This is a genomic window from Streptomyces sp. AA1529 (genome assembly GCF_000280905.1).
Lineage (GTDB): Bacteria > Actinomycetota > Actinomycetes > Streptomycetales > Streptomycetaceae > Streptomyces.
In genome coordinates, this window is sequence record NZ_ALAP01000032.1 from 201,084 (window position 1) to 218,183 (window position 17,100).

The 17,100-nt window shown below is 70.6% G+C and carries 13 protein-coding genes; 9 read left to right on the forward strand and 4 right to left on the reverse strand.

Translation table 11 applies throughout. The features are described 5' to 3' along the window. Nucleotides 1-38: 38 nt before the first annotated feature. Both A949_RS0110200 and A949_RS0110205 read right to left on the reverse strand, forming a co-directional pair. Nucleotides 39-302 (reverse strand): DUF397 domain-containing protein, encoded by a 264-nt coding sequence (locus A949_RS0110200; RefSeq protein ID WP_019355910.1) that lies wholly within the window; start codon nucleotides 300-302, stop codon nucleotides 39-41. 114 nt (nucleotides 303-416) lie between these two features. After that, nucleotides 417-4,391: a type VII secretion protein EccC gene (locus tag A949_RS0110205; RefSeq protein ID WP_019355911.1), complete on the reverse strand. Its 3,975-nt coding sequence runs from the start codon at nucleotides 4,389-4,391 to the stop codon at nucleotides 417-419. A gap of 303 nt (nucleotides 4,392-4,694) precedes the next feature. Between A949_RS0110205 and eccD the strand changes: the two genes are divergently transcribed. The 6 genes from eccD (at nucleotide 4,695) to A949_RS0110235 (ending at nucleotide 11,858) form a co-directional block, all read left to right on the forward strand. Continuing rightward, nucleotides 4,695-6,221, forward strand: a complete 1,527-nt coding sequence (gene eccD / locus A949_RS0110210) for a type VII secretion integral membrane protein EccD (RefSeq protein WP_019355912.1) — start codon at nucleotides 4,695-4,697, stop codon at nucleotides 6,219-6,221. 94 nt (nucleotides 6,222-6,315) lie between these two features. Then, nucleotides 6,316-6,606 carry a 30S ribosomal protein S15 gene (gene rpsO / locus A949_RS0110215; RefSeq protein WP_016470189.1) on the forward strand — a complete coding sequence of 97 codons (291 nt, stop codon included), beginning with the start codon at nucleotides 6,316-6,318 and terminating at the stop codon, nucleotides 6,604-6,606. Nucleotides 6,607-6,937: 331 nt separating this feature from the next. Further along, nucleotides 6,938-9,172 (forward strand): polyribonucleotide nucleotidyltransferase, encoded by a 2,235-nt coding sequence (locus A949_RS0110220; protein ID WP_019355913.1) that lies wholly within the window; start codon nucleotides 6,938-6,940, stop codon nucleotides 9,170-9,172. Then, the gene (locus A949_RS0110225; protein WP_019355914.1) at nucleotides 9,169-10,563 is read left to right on the forward strand and encodes a M16 family metallopeptidase; all 1,395 of its coding nucleotides are present in this window, start codon (nucleotides 9,169-9,171) and stop codon (nucleotides 10,561-10,563) included. The genes A949_RS0110220 and A949_RS0110225 overlap by 4 nt, the downstream gene beginning before the upstream one ends. Nucleotides 10,564-10,633: 70 nt before the next feature. After that, nucleotides 10,634-11,386, forward strand: coding sequence for a 4-hydroxy-tetrahydrodipicolinate reductase (gene dapB / locus A949_RS0110230; protein ID WP_019355915.1), 753 nt, complete (start codon nucleotides 10,634-10,636; stop codon nucleotides 11,384-11,386). Nucleotides 11,387-11,408: 22 nt separating this feature from the next. After that, a complete protein-coding gene (locus A949_RS0110235; RefSeq protein WP_019355916.1) occupies nucleotides 11,409-11,858 on the forward strand; it encodes a hypothetical protein in 450 nt (149 codons plus the stop codon). 51 nt (nucleotides 11,859-11,909) lie between these two features. Here the strand turns inward: A949_RS0110235 and A949_RS0110240 are convergent, their stop codons facing one another. Beyond that, nucleotides 11,910-12,482 (reverse strand): hypothetical protein, encoded by a 573-nt coding sequence (locus tag A949_RS0110240; RefSeq protein WP_026004519.1) that lies wholly within the window; start codon nucleotides 12,480-12,482, stop codon nucleotides 11,910-11,912. 135 nt (nucleotides 12,483-12,617) lie between these two features. Continuing rightward, nucleotides 12,618-12,854 (reverse strand): hypothetical protein, encoded by a 237-nt coding sequence (locus A949_RS0110245; RefSeq protein ID WP_019355918.1) that lies wholly within the window; start codon nucleotides 12,852-12,854, stop codon nucleotides 12,618-12,620. Nucleotides 12,855-13,120: 266 nt separating this feature from the next. Here A949_RS0110245 and thyX point away from each other — a divergent pair, with 266 nt between their 5' ends. From thyX to A949_RS0110265, 3 genes are all read left to right on the forward strand, one after another. Further along, nucleotides 13,121-13,858 carry an FAD-dependent thymidylate synthase gene (thyX, locus tag A949_RS0110255; RefSeq protein ID WP_019355920.1) on the forward strand — a complete coding sequence of 246 codons (738 nt, stop codon included), beginning with the start codon at nucleotides 13,121-13,123 and terminating at the stop codon, nucleotides 13,856-13,858. 279 nt (nucleotides 13,859-14,137) lie between these two features. Beyond that, nucleotides 14,138-15,037: a 4-hydroxy-tetrahydrodipicolinate synthase gene (dapA, locus tag A949_RS0110260; RefSeq protein WP_019355921.1), complete on the forward strand. Its 900-nt coding sequence runs from the start codon at nucleotides 14,138-14,140 to the stop codon at nucleotides 15,035-15,037. A gap of 180 nt (nucleotides 15,038-15,217) precedes the next feature. Continuing rightward, nucleotides 15,218-16,903, forward strand: coding sequence for a ribonuclease J (locus A949_RS0110265; RefSeq protein WP_026004520.1), 1,686 nt, complete (start codon nucleotides 15,218-15,220; stop codon nucleotides 16,901-16,903). Nucleotides 16,904-17,100 lie beyond the last annotated feature (197 nt).

Consider the following 17,100-nt stretch of genomic DNA (forward strand, 5'->3'; position numbering starts at 1 on the left):
GGTGCCCGCCTTCTGACGCACACCGCGCACGTTCGCCGCTAAGCCCCCGGCCTCCCGCCCTCGGTCGCCCCCGGCTCCAGATCGAACTCCCCGTCCCGCGCCCCCAGCACGAACGCCTCCCACTCCGCGGCCGTGTAGCGCAGCACCACGTCCGGCTCCTTGGAGTTGCGCATGGCGACGGCGCCGCCGGCCAGGTGGGCGATCTCCACGCGCTCCTCCTCCGGACTGCCCGGGGCGCTCTCCCAGACCGCGTCGGAGATGTCCATCGCGTACAGCTCGTCCTTCTCCTGCTGAGTCCCCACCTGTGGCTCTCCCTTCGGGGCGTGCGTGCGGGCTCCAGCGTACGTCTGCCGGAGCCCGCCAACAGCGCTTTCCTGTCACCCGTCAGGCCCTTCCCGCGGGCCGCGGGGACGCGCTCACGTCTCGTCCGGCAGCCAGCCCAGCTGCACCAGCGGGGTGCCCCGCTTGCGGGAGACGAAGAAGCCGCGGCCGGGGGGCATCGGGCGGGGGCGGACATTGCCCAGGAGGTCGCCCTCGCTCGGATCGCCGGAGAGCAGGACTCCCTGGGCGCCCAGTTCCTTGATGCGGGTCATGAACGACTCGAACATGGAGCGGGAGGCGCCCGCGGCGCTGCGGGCGATGATGAAACGGACGCCGACGTCCCGGGAGAAGGGCAGGTGCTCGGTGAGGACGGCCAGCGGGTTGCCGCTGGAGGTGGCGACCAGTTCGTAGTCGTCGACCACGATGAAGATCTGCGGGCCGGTCCACCAGCTCCGGTCGCGCAGCTGCTGCGGCGTGACGTCGGAGGAGGGTGCGCGCCGGTCCATCAGATCGCGGAGCGCGTTCATGTGCGTCTCCATCGTGTTGGACATCGGCGCATACTCCAGCAGATGGCTGTCCGGGATGGTGCCGAGCAGCGCGCGCCGGTAGTCGCCCACGACGATCTTCGCCTCGTCGCCGGAGTACCGCTCGCTGATCTGCTTGACGAGCAGCCGCAGCAGGGCCGTCTTGCCGGACTCGCTCTCGCCGAAGACGAGGAAGAAGGGGTCGGTGTCGAAGTCGACGAAGACCGGTTCCAGGTTGTTCTCGTCGATGGCGAAGGCGACTCCGCGTTCGGGGTGCTCCGCGCCGCCGGGCAGCCGCCCGGCCGGCAGTTCCCGGGGGAGCAGCCGTACCTGCGGTGCGGGCTCGCCCGGCCACTGGGAGGCGACCGCGGTGCACATCTCGGCGCTGGCGTCGGCGAGCTCTTCGTCGGAGCCGACGCCGTCGATGCGGGGGACACCCGCCATGAAGTGCAGCGCGTCCATGGTCTGGCCGCGGCCCGGGACGCCGGGCGGGACGTTGGCGGCGACCTTGCGGTTGAACTCGGAGTCCATGGTGTCGCCGAGCCGCAGCTCCAGCCGGTTCATCAGCAGGTCCTTCAGGGCCGCCCGCACCTCCATGTTGCGGGAGGCGGTGATGACCAGGTGGACGCCGTAGCCGAGACCGCGGCCCGCGATGTCGCTGACGACTTCGGTGAGGCCCTCGTAGTCGTTGCGGAAGTTTCCCCAGCCGTCGATGACCAGGAAGACGTCGCCCCACGGCTGGTCGGTGATCTGGCCGCGCGCCCGGCGCCTGCGGTAGGTCGAGATGGAGTCGATGCTGTTCGCCCGGAAGTACTCCTCGCGGCGGTTGAGGATGCCGTACACCTCGGCGACGGTGCGGCGCACCCGTTCGGGGTCGAGGCGGGAGGCGATACCGCCCACGTGCGGGAGGCCGGAGACGGCCGACATGCCGCCGCCACCGAAGTCGAGTCCGTAGAACTGCACTTCGGCGGGGGTGTGGGTGAGCGCGAACGACGAGACCAGGGTCCGCATCAGGGTGGACTTGCCCGACTGCGGGCCGCCCACGACCAGCATGTGCCCGGCGGCTCCGGAGAAGTCCAGATACAGCGGGTCGCGGCGCTGCTCGAACGGCTTGTCGACCAGGCCGACCGGCACCACGAGCTGGCCCTGCCGTTGATAGTCGGTGGCGGCCAGTCCGCGCCCCTCCACCGGGGCGAGGGAGGGCAGCAGTTCGTCCAGCGGTGAGGCGTTGTCCAGCGGCGGCAGCCACACCTGGTGGGCCGGGGTGCCCTGGCCTTCCAGGCGCCGTACGACCACGTCCAGCACGGTGTCGGCGAGCGCGTCGTCGTCCGCCGCTGCGGGGGCGGGTTGCGTGGGTACCGGCACGGTGTCCGGGTCGGGGTGCTGCACGGCGACCTCGGCAGCGGTGAACAGGACGGGCCGCCGGTTCGGTGCCAGCGGACCGGCGGGGAGCTCGTCCCCTCCGGTGCGGTGGACGCCCGAGACGTAGGCGGCCTTGAAGCGGGTCATCTCGTCGGTGCCGAACTTCAGATAGCCCGAGCCGGGCACCGAGGGGAGGTGGTAGGCGTCGGGGACGCCGAGCGCGGCGCGGGACTCGGCGGAGGAGAAGGTCCGCAGCCCGATCCGGTACGAGAGGTAGGTCTCCAGTCCGCGCAGCCGGCCTTCTTCGAGGCGCTGTGAGGCCAGCAGCAGGTGCACGCCCAGCGACCGGCCGATCCGGCCGATCTGGATGAACATGTCGATGAAGTCCGGCTTCGCGGTGAGCAGCTCGCTGAACTCGTCGATGACCAGCACCAGCGAGGGGATGGCGGAGAGCGGGGCGCCGGCCGCGCGGGCCTTCTCGTAGTCGTGGATGTTCGCGTAGTTCCCCGCGTCGCGCAGCATCTCCTGGCGCCGGTTGAGTTCGCCGCGGATGGAGTCGCCCATCCGGTCGACGAGGGTCAGGTCGTCGGCGAGGTTGGTGATCACGGCGGCGACGTGCGGCATGTGCGCCATTCCGGCGAAGGTGGCGCCGCCCTTGAAGTCCGCGAGGACGAAGTTGAGGGTCTCGGAGGAGTGTGTGACGGCCAGTCCGAGCACCAGGGTGCGCAGCAGTTCCGACTTGCCGGAACCGGTCGCGCCCACGCACAGCCCGTGCGGGCCCATACCGTCCTGTGCCGCTTCCTTCAGGTCGAGCATCACCGGCTGGCCGTCCTCCCCCACGCCGATGGGCACCCGCAGCCGTTCGGCCTGCGAGCGGGGCCGCCAGGTGCGGGAGACGTCGACGGACGCGGCGTCTCCCAGGTTGAGCAGGTCGGTGAACTCCAGCTTGGCCAGCAGCGGCTCGTCCCCGTCGTCCCCGGAGCCCACCCGCAGCGGTGCGAGCTGCCGCGCCACGGCCTCGGCGGCCGGGTAGGAGAGGGCGTCCGGCGTCCCTTCGTAGACCAGGCCGTGCCCCGACTCCAGGCGCAGGCTGCGCGGGCCCACCACCACGGACAGGGTGCCGCGTGCCACGTCGATGTCGCCGGGGACGACCTCGACGATGGTGACGCCCTGCAGGCCCTCGGGCGCGGACAGCAGCGAGTTGGGCAGTAGCGAGGTGCCGTCCAGCACGACGACGAGGTGGGGCTGGTCCGGTGCCGGTTCGGCCGTGCCGTTGAACCGGGGGCGTCCCTCCAGCCGGGCGGCGAGCAGCTCCTCCAGTTCGAGGGTGTCGCCCACGATCAGCCGCCGCGAGCCGGCGCCGTCGGTCTCGCCCCTGGCCTGGGCGTGGGGCAGCCACTTGGCCCAGTCCCAGCCGGCATAGGTCTCCCGGCCCGCCGCGACCGCGACCACCAGGTCCTCGGGGGAGTGCATCGCGCACAGCGAGCAGAGCAGTGCGCGTGCCGAGGCGTACACGGCATCGGGGTCGCCGCTGACGGTCATGTGGTAGAAGGCCCGCAGCGAGATGGCCATGGGCAGCCCGTCGAGGGTGGCGTGAGTGTTGATGAACTGGTGCATGGCGCCGGCCGTCAGCGGCTCCAGCTCGTCCACCGGCGCCGTGTCCGGGCTGACCAGCGGCGTGGCCAGTTGCTGCACACCCAGGCCGACGCGGACCTGGCCGAAGTCCAGATCCGAGGGCCGCCGCTCCCACACCCTGCTGCCCTCGGCCACCAGGGACCACAACTGCTCCGGCGCGGGGTGCAGATAGAACTGGGCATCCCGCTGCTTGACCGCCGTCCTGCGCACCGTGCGCCGCGTCTGCGCCAGGTACTTGAGGTAGTCGCGGCGCGTCTGCGCCATCTCGCCCTGGGTGCCCCGGCGCATCCGGACCACCATGGCGATGACCATGGTGAGCGTCGAGAACAGCATCAGAACGCCCATGATCTTCATCATCGGGTGGGAGTTCATGCCGGGCATGAGGAAATACACGCTGGACCCGCCCATGCCGAGCATGGGCAGGAGCTGCATCCACATGCCCTCCTGCTTGTTCTTGGGCAGTTCGGGCGGCGGCTGCAGCTGCAGCTCCTCGGCGGGCACATCGGGAGGCAACGCCCGAGGCGGTCGCTTGACGACGATCTGGGTCACTCGCGCACCAATTTCCCTTGCGTTCCCTTGCGTTCCCTTGTGCTTCCTTGGGGTTCCTGCGTCCCCTGGTACGGAAAGGGCGGTGCGGTGCCGGCACCCCGTGGTGACGTTCGCTCCTGACGGTCCCCCTCCGCGGCTGGCGATCCTAGTGGCACAGTGAGTTGACCGGGAGCGGTAGGGTGTCGCGCGCTGCCGCGGTGCCGTGACGGCACGTCGGCGGATGACGCGGCCGACGCCCGGCAGACCGTTGCACAGCCCATTGTCGAGCAGGCGCTCCGCAGGATCTTCGAGGGGGACACACAGGTGAGTACGACGGCTTCCGCCGCGGCCACCGGATCCGGCGGGCAGCCGGGATCCGCCGGGGCCCGGGGCGCGGCCGGTGGGTCCGGCCGGGCGGCCGGATCGGCACTGGACACCGGATTCAGCCGGGTGACCATCGTCGCCCCCGACAGCCGGATCGACGTCGCACTGCCCGAGGACATCCCGGTCGCCGACCTCTACCCCGAGATCCTGCGGCTCTCCGGCCAGACCCCCGCCGAGGGCGCTCCCGTCGGCTACCACCTGGTGCGCCGCGACGGCACGGTCCTGGACAGCTCCCGGTCGTTCGCCGCCCAGCGCATCCTGGACGGCGACGTGCTGAGCCTGCGCCCGTTCGCGGAGTCGCTGCCGCCCGCCGTCTTCGACGACGTCTCCGACGCCGTCGCCTCGGCCGTCACCCGCGACCGGCGGCTGTGGGGCGACGACATGATGCGTGCCGCCGGACTGATCGGCGCCGGAGTGCTGCTGTCGCTGATGGCGGTCGTGCTGTGGTTCTCCGACCCGGCCGGCCACGACATGCACGGACTCGCCGGCGTCCTGGCCGCCGTCACCGGAGTGCTCCTGGTGGCGCTGTCCGCAGTACGTGCCCGCGTCTACGAGGACCGCCCCACCTCGGTCACCCTGGGCCTGACGGCCATGCCGCACCTCATGGTGGCGGGCAGCGGCCTGCTGCCCCTGGAGGACGGGCTCGGCATCGGCAAGCTGCAGTTCCTCCTCGGCTGTGTGACCGTCCTGCTGGCCGCCACCCTGCTGATCGCGCTCACCCCCGACGGGGACGGCCCGTTCGTCGCCGCCGCCTTCACCGCGACCATCGGCACCCTGATCACCTTCATCGCGATCGTCGCCGACCTGCCTCCGACCGAGACGGCCGCCGTCTGCGCGCCGGTCGCCGTCGGTGTCCTCGCCTTCCTGCCGAGCCTCTCGACCCGTTTCGCCCGGCTGCCCATCGGCTTCGAGGCCACCCGCACCCGGATGAGCGACTACGACGCCGACCCGGACGCCGCCCCCGAGACCCAGGGTCCGATCGACGGCGAGCGGATCGCGGCACAGGCACGGCGCGGCCACGAACTGCTGGTCGGCCTGGTCGGCGGCTGCGCGGCCGTGGTCGTCGTCTCCACCGCCGTACTCAGTTTCTCCGCCTCGGGCTGGGGACAGCTGCTCGCCCTCGCCACGGGGCTCGCGATGCTGCTGCGGGCCCGCCTCTTCCGCTACACCTCCCAGGTCAGCAGCGCGCTGGCGGCCGGACTGGCGGCCCTGCTGCTGCTCGGTGCCGGGCTGGCGGGAGACTTCCCCGCCGACGGCGACGCGCTGCGCACCGTGTGGCTGAGCGCCGCGCTCGCCATGGCGGCCGTGCTGGCCGTCGCCGTCGGCCTGGCCGTCCCCCGCAAGGGTGTGACACCGTTCTGGGGCCGGTTCGTGGAGATCCTGGAGACGTTCGTCCTGCTCACCCTGATTCCGCTGTGTCTGGCCGTGATGCAGGTCTACTCGGCGGCCCGCAGTCTCACCAGCTAGCCACTGGTACCCTGTACCGGCCTCCCGAGTATCGAAGTCTCCCCTGTGAAGCAGACCAGGGGCGCTCGGCGGCTGGAATCCCTGAGGAGTACGAGTGTCGTCTCTCGACGCCGCGACGAAGAAGCAGATCATCTCCGAGTTCGCCACCAAGGAGGGTGACACCGGCTCCCCCGAGGTCCAGGTGGCGCTGCTCTCCCGTCGCATCAGCGACCTGACCGAGCACCTGAAGACCCACAAGCACGACCACCACTCGCGCCGTGGTCTGCTGCTGCTGGTCGGCCAGCGTCGCCGCCTGCTGCAGTACCTGGCCAAGAAGGACATCCAGCGCTTCCGCGCGCTGGTCGAGCGCCTCGGCATCCGCCGCGGCGCGGCGGGCGCCCGCTAGCACATGACGAAGGGAGCGGTTCCCGGACCCGGGAGCCGCTCCCTTTGCCGTATCGCAGTACGGCAGCTCGCCGTAACGCAGTACGACGGCCTCTCGCGGAGCGTGGAAGCTTTGTAGTCTTGTCCACGCGAGACGAAGCCGACAGACATCACTGACAGCATGGACAAGGAGCGCACCCGAGACGCCGGTCCTCGGTAGTGGCCCCCGGGACCCGCGGCGAATCCGCGGGACCGCCGGGAGCTTCGATCGAAGACCGGCCCGCACCGGGAGCGCTCCTGAGTACACAGTCCGCCGCGGACGAGCGGCGGACGCAGACGAGGAGATATTCCTGGTGGAGAACGAGACCCACTACGCCGAGGCCGTCATCGACAACGGCTCCTTCGGCACCCGCACGATCCGTTTCGAGACCGGCCGGCTGGCCAAGCAGGCCGCCGGCTCGGCCGTGGCCTACCTGGACGACGACACCATGGTGCTGTCGGCGACCACCGCCTCGAAGCAGCCCAAGGACCAGCTCGACTTCTTCCCCCTGACGGTCGACGTCGAGGAGCGGATGTACTCGGCCGGCAAGATCCCCGGCTCCTTCTTCCGCCGTGAGGGCCGCCCGTCCGAGGACGCGATCCTCACCTGCCGGCTGATCGACCGCCCGCTGCGCCCCTCGTTCAAGAAGGGCCTGCGCAACGAGATCCAGATCGTCGAGACGATCATGGCGCTCAACCCCGAGCACCTCTACGACGTGGTCGCCATCAACGCCGCCTCCTGCTCCACGCAGCTCGCGGGGCTTCCCTTCTCCGGCCCGATCGGCGGCACCCGTGTCGCCCTGATCAACGGCCAGTGGGTGGCCTTCCCGACCCACTCCGAGCTGGAGGACGCCGTCTTCGACATGGTCGTCGCGGGCCGGGTGCTGCCCGACGGCGACGTGGCCGTGATGATGGTCGAGGCCGAGGCCACCGAGAAGACCATCGAGCTGGTCAAGGGCGGCGCCGAGGCGCCGACCGAGGAGGTCGTGGCCGCCGGTCTGGAGGCCGCGAAGCCGTTCATCAAGGTGCTGTGCAAGGCGCAGGCCGACCTCGCCGCGAAGGCCGCCAAGCCCACCGGCGAGTTCCCGATCTTCCTGGACCACCAGGACGACGTGCTGGAGGCCCTCACCGCGGCCGTCCGCGACGAGCTCGCCCAGGCGCTGACCATCGCGGGCAAGCAGGAGCGCGAGAGCGAGCTGGACCGCGTCAAGGCGCTGGCCGCCGAGAAGCTGCTCCCGCAGTTCGAGGGGCGCGAGAAGGAGATCTCCGCGGCCTACCGGTCGCTGACCAAGACCCTGGTGCGCGAGCGCGTCATCAAGGAGAAGAAGCGCATCGACGGCCGCGGCGTCACGGACATCCGTACGCTGGCCGCCGAGGTCGAGGCCATCCCGCGGGTGCACGGCTCGGCGCTCTTCGAGCGCGGCGAGACGCAGATCCTGGGCGTCACCACGCTGAACATGCTCCGTATGGAGCAGCAGCTGGACACCCTCTCGCCGGTGACGCGCAAGCGCTACATGCACAACTACAACTTCCCGCCCTACTCCACGGGCGAGACGGGCCGCGTCGGCTCCCCCAAGCGCCGCGAGATCGGCCACGGCGCGCTCGCCGAGCGTGCGCTGGTGCCGGTGCTGCCGACCCGCGAGGAGTTCCCGTACGCGATCCGGCAGGTCTCCGAGGCGCTGGGCTCCAACGGCTCGACGTCCATGGGCTCGGTCTGCGCCTCCACGATGTCCCTGCTGAACGCCGGTGTGCCGCTCAAGGCCCCGGTCGCCGGCATCGCCATGGGTCTGATCTCGCAGGACGTCGAGGGGGAGACGCACTACGTCACCCTCACCGACATCCTCGGCGCCGAGGACGCCTTCGGTGACATGGACTTCAAGGTCGCCGGCACCAAGCAGTTCGTGACCGCCCTCCAGCTCGACACCAAGCTGGACGGCATCCCGGCGTCCGTGCTGGCCGCGGCGCTCAAGCAGGCCCGCGACGCGCGGATGCACATCCTCGACGTGATGACCGAGGCGATCGACGTTCCGGACGAGATGTCCCCGAACGCGCCGCGGATCATCACCGTGAAGATCCCGGTGGACAAGATCGGTGAGGTCATCGGCCCGAAGGGCAAGATGATCAACCAGATCCAGGAGGACACCGGCGCCGACATCACGATCGAGGACGACGGCACCATCTACATCGGTGCCGCCGACGGTCCCGCTGCCGAGGCGGCCCGCTCGACCATCAACGGCATCGCCAACCCGACGATGCCCGAGGTCGGCGAGCGCTACCTGGGCACCGTCGTCAAGACGACCACCTTCGGCGCCTTCGTCTCGCTGCTTCCCGGCAAGGACGGTCTGCTGCACATCTCGCAGATCCGCAAGCTGGCCGGCGGCAAGCGGGTGGAGAACGTCGAGGACGTCGTCGGCGTGGGCCAGAAGGTCCAGGTCGAGATCGCCGAGATCGACCAGCGCGGCAAGCTGTCCCTGATCCCCGTCCTGGACGAGGAGGAGGGCGGCGAGTCCGAGGGCTCCACCGGCTCCGAGGACGAGACCGCGAAGTGACGCGTACGTTCCGTACGACGGCCCGCCCCGCCGCTTCGGCGGGGCGGGCCGTCGCCCGTCCCAAGACCCGTACCCGGACCCTGATCCCGGGGCAGAACGGCGCGGGCACCGTCCGCAGGAGCGTGCTGCCGGGCGGACTCCGGGTGATCACCGAGACGCTGCCGACGGTACGCTCCGCGACCTTCGGCATCTGGGCGCACGTCGGCTCCCGCGACGAGACCCCGGCGCTGAGCGGCGCCACCCACTACCTGGAGCATCTGCTCTTCAAGGGCACCGAGCGGCGCAGCGCACTGGAGATCTCCGCGGCGGTCGACGAGGTGGGCGGTGAGATGAACGCGTTCACCACCAAGGAGTTCACCTGCTACTACGCGCGGGTCCTGGACGCGGACCTGCCGCTGGCCATCGATGTCGTCTCCGACATGCTCACCGGCTCCGTCATCGACCCGGCGGAGGTCGAGGCCGAGCGCGGCGTCATCCTCGAAGAGATCGCCATGACCGAGGACGACGCGGGTGACTGCGTGCACGACCTGTTCGCGCACACCATGTTCGGCGACACCCCCCTGGGGCGTCCCGTGCTGGGCACCGTGGACACCGTCAACGCGCTCACCAGGGACCAGGTGGCCCGCTTCTACAAGAAGCACTACGACCCCACCCGGCTGGTGGTCGCCGCCGCCGGAAACCTCTCGCACACCGAGGTCGTCAACCGGGTGCGGGCCGCGTTCGACCGGGCCGGCGCACTGCGGCGCACCGAGGGCGCCGACCCGGTCGCGCCCCGCTCGGGCACCCGCACCCTGCGTGCCGGGGGCCGGGTCGACTTCCTGGACCGGCCGACCGAGCAGGCGCATCTGGTCCTCGGGATGCCCGGCGTCTCCCGGCACGACGAGCGCCGCTGGCCGCTCGCGGTACTCAGCACGGCCCTCGGCGGCGGTATGAGCTCCCGCCTCTTCCAGGAGATCCGCGAACGGAGGGGCCTGGCGTACAGCACCTACGCCTACACCTCCGGATACGCCGACTGCGGCCTTTTCGGCGTCTACGTGGGCTGCCGCCCCGGCCAGGTGCCCGACGTGCTCAAGATCTGCCGCGAGGAGCTGGAGAACGTCGCCCGGCACGGACTGGACGACGACGAGGTGCGGCGCGCCGTCGGGCAGCTCGCCGGCTCCACGGTGCTCGGGCTGGAGGACACCGGGGCACTGATGCACCGGGCCGGCAAGAGCGAGCTGTGCTGGGGGGAGCAGATGTCCACCGACGCGATGCTCGCCAGGATCACCGCGGTCACTCCCGACGACATCCGCGCGGTCGCCCGCGAGGTACTGGACCGCCGCCCCTCGGTGTCCGCCATCGGGCGGCTCACCGACCGCCAGGCCGCCCATCTGCACGAGGCCGTGGCCTGAGCCGGTCCGCCGTGGCCCGAGGCCGGCCAGGCCGTCCCACCGTCCCTTTCACACGTAAGGAAGCAGAACGATGAGCAAGCTGCGGGTCGCCGTCCTCGGCGCCAGGGGCCGGATGGGCTCCGAGGCCGTACGGGCCGTCGAGGGTGCCGAGGACATGGAGCTGGTCGCGGCTCTGGGCAGCGGCGATCCGCTCCGGACGCTGACCGACGCGGGCGCCGAGGTCGCCGTCGACCTCACCCGTCCGGACGCCGTCCTGGGCAACCTGGAGTTCTGCCTCGCCCACGGCATCCACGCCGTCGTCGGTACCACCGGCTGGACGGACGACCGGCTGGCGACCGTACGCGCCCAGCTCGCCGCCGCCCCCGGCACCGGTGTGCTCATCGCCCCGAACTTCGGTATCGGGGCCGTGCTCACGATGCGCTTCGCCCAGCAGGCGGCCCGCTTCTTCGAGTCCGTCGAGGTCGTCGAGCTGCACCATCCCGGCAAGGTCGACGCCCCCAGCGGCACCGCCGTGCGCACCGCACAGCTCGTCGCCGAGGCCCGCGGCGCCGCCGGGCTTCCCGCCCAGCCCGACGCCACCACCACCGCTCTGGAGGGAGCCCGCGGCGCCGACGTGGACGGTGTGCCCGTGCACGCGGTGCGGCTGCGGGGTCTGGTCGCGCACCAGGAGGTCCTCTTCGGCGACGAGGCCGAGACTCTCACCATCCGGCACGACTCCCTGCACCGCAGCTCCTTCATGCCGGGCGTGCTGCTGGGCGTCCGCAAGGTCCCCGCTTCCCCGGGGCTCACCTTCGGGCTCGAGCACTACCTCGACCTGGACTGACCGGACCACGGAGCTCAGCAGCATGCGCGCGAAGATCACCTACTTCCTCCTGGCCGCCGTCCTGGTCGTCTACTTCGTCCTGGTCGGCAGCCGGGGTGTGCTGCTGATCCAGCAGGGCACGGCCGTCACCGTCGCCTTCGGCGCCGCCGTCCTGGTGCTGCCCTTCATCGGCGCGTGGTTCCTGTGGCACACCACCCGGTTCGCGCGGCGTGCCGGACGGCTGGCGCGACTGCTGGAGGCCGAGGGCGGTCTCCCGGTCGACGAACTCGCGCGCACGCCCTCGGGGCGGATCGACCGCGCCTCGGCGGACGAGGTCTTCACGCGGCGCCGGGTCGAGACGGAGGAACAGCCGGACGACTGGCGCTCCTGGTTCCGGCTCGCCGTCGCCTATCACGACGCCCGGGACACCCCCCGTGCCCGCAAGGCGATGCAGCACGCCATCGCGCTGCACGAGGCGGCCCCCCGGGACTGAACGGGCTCCGGCTGACGGGCTCGGGCTGACGGGCTCCGGCTGTGCCGGGTGCTAACGGGACTCGGCGGCCCAGCTCTCTATGACGTCGGCAGCCCGGTCGAAGGCCCGCGGCCGGGTGACGAAGTCGGCGTTACGGCTGGTGAGCAGCGTCCTGTCGTCCTGTTCCGAGTCCGCGGACCGGGAGGAGGGGGTGCGGGCCAGCACCAGGGCCTCGCCCTGCACCGTGCGCGGCATCCCCAGCCACCGCACGGGGCGCTGCACGGTGCGCAGCCTGCCCGCCTCCGACCAGCGCAGTGTGGTGGTCCGCAGCAGCCCGACATGGCGCAGCCCGTGGGAGCTCACCCACACGCCCGCGCGCAGCAGCCGCACCGCGAGGACGACCAGCAGCAGCCCGCAGCCCGCGCATATCGCGCCGCTGGGCAGCAGCCCCTCGGTCAGCGAGATGATCAGGGCGGAGAACAGGACGTAGGAGGCGAGCAGCAGCAGCAGTGCGCCGCCGCCGACGCGGCAGGGGCCGGGACGGTAGGGACGCCGCCACAGATCGCGGTCGGCCTCGGCGAGGGTCACCGACTGGGCCGCGAGTAGGTGATCCTCGCGGTCGGCTGTCACAAAGGGCAGGGGCACGGCACAGTCCTCGCTCGCTCACGACAGGGTCTTGTCCAGCGGCTGCTCGCCGCAGCGGTATGAGCGGTGACATTAGCGAGACCCGGTCGGTGCGGTCACCCCCGGGTGGTGTTCCCGGGGGTGACCGCACCGCGGTCAGCGGCCCTCGGCCGCAGCCGGCGGCTTGTTCGAGGGGCTCTGGTCCTCGCTGAGGGCCGGAAGGCCGAGCAGGACCGAGCCCACGAGCCCGGCGACGACGGTCAGCCCCACCAGGGCGCCGCCGGCGGCCTCCCGGAAGGTGCGCCGTGCTGCGGGCGGGGGAGTGACATTGCTGCGGAACCGGTCTGCCTCGGCTATGAAGGCGAACGGGACGGACTCTCCGCGGCGGGACATGACGGTGTGCTCCTGCGTGATCGTTCTGGTCGGTTACGAGGACAACGTCCGGGCGGGCTCGGAAGTGCCCTCCGCCGCCGAACGCATGTGAAAAATATCAACCGGCACGGCGAGGTATGTCGCCGGGGTCGCGTTTCTTCGGCATGGCAGCTGTTTGTCCCGCTAATAGCGGTCAAACCGGACCGCCGGGTCCGTCGTGACCCGGCTGTCGGCCCCTCCCCTTAGGCTGGCCCCGCTCTGGCATACGTACGTGGAAGGACCAGCCGGTGACCGAAACCCCCGCCCCGCCCGCCCCGAGTTTCCGCAGCGACATGACGGTCGAGCTGGTGAAGCACAGCGCGTCCGACACCGATGTCCTCTGGGCGGCCCGGGTCTCCACCGCGGGCGAGCAGTCCCTGGACGAGCTGAACAAGGACCCGGAGCGCTCCAAGGGGCTGATCAACTTCCTGATGCGGGACCGCCACGGCAGCCCTTTCGAGCACAACTCCCTGACCTTCTTCATCAGTGCCCCGCTCTTCGTCTTCCGGGAGTTCCACCGGCACCGCGTCGGCTGGTCCTACAACGAGGAATCCGGCCGCTACCGCCGGCTCCAGCCGGTCTTCTACGTCCCCGACACCGACCGCAAGCTCGTCCAGCAGGGCCGTCCGGGCAAGTACGAGTTCGTCCCCGGGTCCGAGGAACAGCACGAGCTCACGAGCCGCTCCATGGCGGACGTCTACCGGAAGGCGTATGAGACCTACGAGGAGATGCTGGCGGCCGGTGTCGCCCGCGAGGTCGCCCGCGCGGTCCTGCCGGTGGGTCTCTACTCGTCGATGTACGCCACCTGCAACGCCCGGTCCCTGATGCACTTCCTCGGTCTGCGCACCCAGCACGAGCAGGCCAAGGTGCCCAGCTTCCCGCAGCGCGAGATCGAGATGGTGGGTGAGCTGATGGAGGAGCAGTGGGCCAAGCTGATGCCACTGACGCACGCCGCCTTCAACGCCAACGGCCGAGTCGCCCCCTGACGCCGACCACGCCCGGCCGGGGTCTTCCGGGGCGGCCCCGCCCCGAGCGGCCTACCGCCGGTCGGCGGGGTCCGGCAGGTGTCCGTATTGCGGCGTTTGAAGAAATTCATCTAGGGTGATTGTGCGGTCCCGGCACTGCCTGAACCCCCGAGCAGGCAGTGCCGGGGCCCCCTTTCGCCCGCCCCCGCGCCGGACCCCCACCGATTCTCCGCCGGACTGCCGCCGCATCGACCGCCCCGAGGGAGCATCGCGGGGTGCGCTGCGAGTAGCGTGGACCCTATGGCTCCGACCTCCACACCGCAGACGCCCTTCGGGCGGGTCCTGACCGCGATGGTCACGCCGTTCACCGCGGACGGCGCGCTCGACCTCGACGGCGCGCAGCAGCTCGCCGCCCACCTGGTGGACGCCGGCAACGACGGCCTCGTCGTGAACGGCACCACCGGAGAGTCCCCGACCACGACCGATGCGGAGAAAGCCCAGCTCGTCCAGGCGGTCGTGGAGGCCGTGGGAGAGCGCGCACACGTGGTCGCCGGAGCCGGCACCAACGACACCGCGCACAGCCTCGCGCTGGCCCGCGCTGCCGAGAAGGCGGGCGCACACGGCCTCCTGGCCGTGACGCCCTACTACAGCAAGCCCCCGCAGGAGGGCCTCTACCGGCACTTTACGGCGATCGCCGACGCCACGGACCTCCCCGTGATGCTCTACGACATCCCGGGCCGCAGCGGTGTGCCGATCAACACCGAGACCATCGTCCGGCTCGCCGAGCACCCCCGCATCGTGGCCAACAAGGACGCCAAGGGCGACCTCGGCCGCGCGAGCTGGGCCGTCGCCACCAGCGGACTGGCCTGGTACAGCGGGGACGACATGCTCAACCTGCCGCTGCTGTCCGTGGGCGCCGTCGGATTCGTCTCCGTGGTCGGCCACGTCGTCACGCCCGAGCTGCGTGCCCTGCTGGACGCGCACCTCAGCGGCGACGTCGCCAAGGCCACCGAGATCCACCAGAAGCTGCTCCCCGTCTTCACCGGCATGTTCCGCACCCAGGGTGTGATCACGACAAAGGCCGCGCTCGACCGGCTGGGCCTCCCGGCCGGACCGCTGCGCCTTCCGCTGGTCGAGCTGTCCCCGGAGGAGCTGGAGCAGCTCAAGCACGATCTCGCCCACGGCGGGGTACACCTGTAGATCTCAGACTTCAACAACTGCATACCGCCGGACACCGGCTGCCGTGCACGACGAACCGTGCCGCAGCCTCACCGAACAAGCACGACACGCACGAACGACACGTGCCGCTGCGTGCGCATCATGAATATCGCGCGCCACGTACCCAGGCGGGTGCGTGGCGCGCGTGGTAAGGAGAGTCTTTTGAGTCATCCGCACCCTGAGCTGGGCCCGCCGCCGAAGCTCCCCAAGGGGGGCCTGCGCGTCACCCCATTGGGTGGGCTCGGCGAGATCGGCCGCAACATGACCGTCTTCGAATACGGCGGCAGGCTTCTGATCGTCGACTGCGGCGTCCTCTTCCCGGAGGAGGAGCAGCCGGGCATCGATCTGATCCTCCCGGACTTCACCTCCCTGCGGGACCGGCTCGACGACATCGACGGCATCGTCCTCACCCACGGCCACGAGGACCACATCGGCGGCGTCCCCTACCTCCTGCGGGAGAAGGCGGACATCCCGCTGATCGGCTCCAAGCTGACCCTCGCCCTGATCGAGGCCAAGCTCCAGGAGCACCGGATCCGCCCCTACACCCTCGAGGTCGAGGAGGGTCACCGCGAGCGCGTCGGCCCCTTCGACTGCGAGTTCCTCCCGGTCAACCACTCCATCCCCGACGCGCTGGCCGTCGCGATCCGCACCCCCGCGGGCATGGTCGTCCACACGGGCGACTTCAAGATGGACCAGCTGCCGATGGACGGGCGCCTCACCGACCTGCGAGCCTTCGCCCGTCTCGGCGAAGAGGGCATCGACCTGCTGCTGAGCGACTCGACCAACGCCGAGGTCCCCGGCTTCGTGCCGCCGGAGCGCGACATCTCCTCGGTGCTGCGGCAGGTCTTCTCCAGCGCCCAGAAGCGGATCATCGTGGCCAGCTTCGCCAGCCACGTCCACCGCATCCAGCAGATCCTGGACGCCGCGCACGAGCACGGCCGCCGGGTCGCGTTCGTAGGCCGCTCCATGGTGCGCAACATGGGCATCGCCCGGGACCTGGGCTATCTGCGGGTTCCCGCCGGTCTCGTCGTCGACGTCAAGACCCTCGACGACCTGCCGGACGACGAGGTCGTACTGGTCTGCACCGGATCCCAGGGCGAGCCGATGGCGGCCCTGTCCCGGATGGCCAACCGCGATCACCAGATCCGCATCGTCCAGGGAGACACGGTCATCCTGGCCTCGTCCCTCATCCCGGGGAACGAGAACGCCGTCTACCGAGTGATCAACGGGTTGACCCGCTGGGGCGCCAACGTCGTCCACAAGGGCAATGCGAAGGTCCACGTCTCCGGGCACGCCTCCGCGGGTGAGCTGCTGTACTTCTACAACATCTGCCAGCCCAAGAACCTGATGCCCGTGCACGGCGAGTGGCGGCATCTGCGTGCCAACGCCGAGCTGGGTGCGGCGACCGGGGTGCCCCACGACCGCATCGTGATCGCCGAGGACGGGGTCGTGGTCGATCTGCTCGACGGCAAGGCGAAGATCACCGGCAAGGTGCAGGCCGGCTACGTCTATGTCGACGGCCTCACCGTCGGCGACGTCACCGAGTCCTCTCTGAAGGACCGGCGCATCCTCGGTGACGAGGGCATCATCTCGATCTTCGTCGTGGTCGACAGCACCACAGGCAAGACCGTGGGCGGCCCCCAACTGCAATCACGCGGCTCCGGTATCGACGACGCCGACTTCGCCGCGGTCATCCCGAAGATCGACGAGGCGCTCGCCAAGTCCGCCCAGGACGGCGTGGCGGAGACGCATCAGATCCAGCAGCTCGTGCGGCGCACGGTCGGCAAGTGGGTCTCGGACACTTACCGCCGGCGTCCGATGATCCTGCCTGTCGTCGTCGAGGTCTGACGCCCCGTCGGGCCGCAGCACAGGCCCACGGGAGGGCGGGGCGCCTCGATTTGCTTCCAGGCGCCCCGCTCCAGTACGTTTACATCTCCACCGCAACGGGAAGCCGGGCGCACTACGGCCCGGAAACGTCCCGATGCCAGGAATCCGAAATCAGCTCGGAAACGAGCAGGGTCAAGATTCTGGTAAGGTCGGAGACA

Excerpts from the sequence above, each read along its gene's own strand:
- dapA (WP_019355921.1), top strand. The coding sequence starts at position 14,138 with ATGGCTCCGACCTCCACACCGCAGACGCCCTTCGGGCGGGTCCTGACC.
- A949_RS0110235 (WP_019355916.1), top strand. The coding sequence starts at position 11,409 with ATGCGCGCGAAGATCACCTACTTCCTCCTGGCCGCCGTCCTGGTCGTC.
- dapB (WP_019355915.1), top strand. The coding sequence starts at position 10,634 with ATGAGCAAGCTGCGGGTCGCCGTCCTCGGCGCCAGGGGCCGGATGGGC.
- A949_RS0110245 (WP_019355918.1), bottom strand. The coding sequence starts at position 12,854 with ATGTCCCGCCGCGGAGAGTCCGTCCCGTTCGCCTTCATAGCCGAGGCA.